The sequence below is a fragment of the Micrococcus sp. HSID17227 genome (assembly GCF_003989405.1).
GTDB lineage: Bacteria > Actinomycetota > Actinomycetes > Actinomycetales > Micrococcaceae > Micrococcus > Micrococcus luteus.
In genome coordinates, this window is sequence record NZ_RBLN01000271.1 from 1 (window position 1) to 2,630 (window position 2,630).

The 2,630-nt window shown below is 70.2% G+C and carries 1 protein-coding gene; it reads right to left on the minus strand.

Features of this window, described 5'->3' with window-relative positions; all coding sequences use genetic code 11:
• Nucleotides 1–229: 229 nt before the first annotated feature.
• Nucleotides 230–2,452, minus strand: a complete 2,223-nt coding sequence (locus D8M29_RS10680; protein WP_127435262.1) for an NADP-dependent isocitrate dehydrogenase — start codon at nucleotides 2,450–2,452, stop codon at nucleotides 230–232.
• Between the last annotated feature and the right edge of the window lie 178 nt (nucleotides 2,453–2,630).

Genomic DNA, 2,630 nt, shown 5'->3' on the forward strand with positions numbered 1-2,630 from the left:
TTGGCCCACGAGGCGGCCCACGCGGGCTGACCACCCCCTCGCCACGGCAACGTCGGTTGAGTTGTCACGGGTCCGGGGCACGCACACCCGTGACAACTCAACCCGCGTTGCGGGCGGGGAGCCGTCTCGGGTGGCCGGGTGGCCGGGGGTCGGCGTCGGGCGCCGGGGAACGAGAAGGGGCCGGGCCGCGCGCTCCACGCACGCGACCCGGCCCCCGACGCTCAGGCGCTCAGACGGAGATCTTGTCCACGATCGCGTTGAGCGTCGCGGACGGACGCATCACCGAGGTGACCTTCTCCATATCCGGCGCGTAGTAGCCGCCCAGGTCCACCGGGGAACCCTGCACGCCGTTGAGCTCGGCCAGGATGGTCTCCTCCTGGGCCCCCAGCTCCTCGGCGATCGGCTTCGCCGCGGCCGCCAGCTCGGCGTCCTCGGTCTGCTTCGCCAGCTCGCGGGCCCAGTACAGCGCCAGGTAGAAGTGGCTGCCGCGGTTGTCCAGCTCGCCGACCTTGCGCTTCGGGGACTTGCCCTCGATCAGCAGGGTGCCGGTGGCGGCGTCCAGGGTGTCCGCCAGGACCTGCGCGCGGTGGTTCTCGTTCGCGACCGCCTCGTGCTCGAAGGACACGGCCAGCGCGAGGAACTCGCCGAGGGAGTCCCAGCGAAGGTGGTTCTCCTCCAGCAGCTGCTGCACGTGCTTCGGGGCGGAGCCGCCCGCGCCGGTCTCGAACAGGCCGCCGCCGTTGAGCAGCGGGACGATCGACAGCATCTTCGCGGACGTGCCCAGCTCGAGGATCGGGAACAGGTCCGTGTTGTAGTCACGCAGCACGTTGCCGGTCACGGAGATGGTGTCCTCGCCGCGGCGGATGCGCTCCACCGAGAGCTTGGTGGCCTCCACCGGGGAGAGGATGCGCAGATCCAGGCCCTCGGTGTCGTGCTCCTTGAGGTACTCCTCGACCTTCTTGATGAGCTCGCGGTCGTGGGCGCGGGTCTCGTCCAGCCAGAACACGGCCGGGGTCTGGGACGCGCGGGCGCGGGTCACGGCCAGCTTCACCCAGTCGCGCACCGGGACGTCCTTGGTCTGGCAGGCGCGCCAGATGTCGCCGGCCTCGACGTCGTGGGAGAGCAGGGTCTCCCCGGCGGAGTTCTTCACGGCCACGGTGCCCGCGGCGTCCATGATGAACGTCTTGTCGTGCGAGCCGTACTCCTCGGCCTTCTGCGCCATGAGGCCCACGTTCGGGACGGTGCCCATGGTGGAGGGGTCGTAGGCGCCGTTGGCCTTGCAGTCGTCGATCACGGCCTGGAAGACGCCGGCGTAGGAGGAGTCCGGGATGACGGCCAGGGTGTCCTGGGTCTGGTCGTGCTTGTTCCACATGCGGCCGGAGTTGCGGATCATGGCGGGCATGGAGGCGTCCACGATCACGTCGGAGGGCACGTGGAGGTTGGTGATGCCCTTGGCGGAGTTCACCATGGCCACGTCCGGGCCGTTCTCGTAGGCGGCGGCGATGGCGGCGCGCACACCCTCGGCGGTCTCGGCGTCGAGCTTGTCCAGGCCGCCCTCGATCGCGGCGAGGCCGTTGTTCGCGGACAGGCCGGCGGCGGCCAGCTGCTCGCCGTACTTCTCGAACAGCTCGGAGAAGTAGGCCTTCACGACGTGGCCGAAGATCACCGGGTCGGAGACCTTCATCATGGTGGCCTTCAGGTGCGCGGAGAAGAGGATGCCCTCCTCCTTGGCGCGCTTGACCTGCTCGGCGAGGAACGCGTCCAGGGCCTTGGCGGACATGAACGTGCCGTCCACGACCTCGCCCTTGAGGACCTTCAGGCCCTCCTTGAGCACGGTGGTCTTGCCGTCCTCGCCGGTGAACTCGATCGTCAGCACGTCGGCGGACGGCAGGGTCACGGACTGCTCATTGGCGCGGAAGTCGTCCGCGCCCATGGTGGCGACGGCGGTCTTGGAGTCCGGGGTCCACTCGCCCATCGAGTGGGGGAAGCGCTTGGCGTACGCCTTCACGGCCTTCGGGGCGCGGCGGTCCGAGTTGCCCTCGCGCAGCACCGGATTCACGGCGGAGCCCTTGACCGAGTCGTAGCGCGCCTTCGCGTCCTTCTCCGCGTCCGTCTTCGGCTCGTCCGGGTACTCCGGCAGCGCGTAGCCGTGCGCCTGCAGCTCCTTGATCGCGGCGCGCAGCTGCGGCACGGACGCGGAGATGTTCGGCAGCTTGATGACGTTGGCCTCGGGGGTCTTCACGAGCTCGCCGAGCTCGGCGAGGGCGTCCGCGGTGCGCTGCTCCTCGGGCAGGACGTCCTTGAACGCGGCGAGGATGCGGCCGGCCAGCGAGATGTCACGGGTCTCCAGCTCCACGCCGGCGGTGCCCGCGTAGGCGCGCACGATCGGCAGCAGCGACGCGGTGGCCAGCATGGGCGCCTCGTCCGTGAGCGTGTAGATGATCTTCGACATGCGGATGATCTCTCCTTCTGGCCGCACTCGAGACGCGGCCCTCGTCGGCAGGGAACGGGTGACTCGCCGCCAATCTACCCGGCGTCTCGGACGCGCCACACCGTGTGTGGCTCGGCGTCAGCGCCCCCGGCCGTCGCCGGCGCCCTCGCAGGGCCGGGCGGGGTGGCCCGGGTACCAC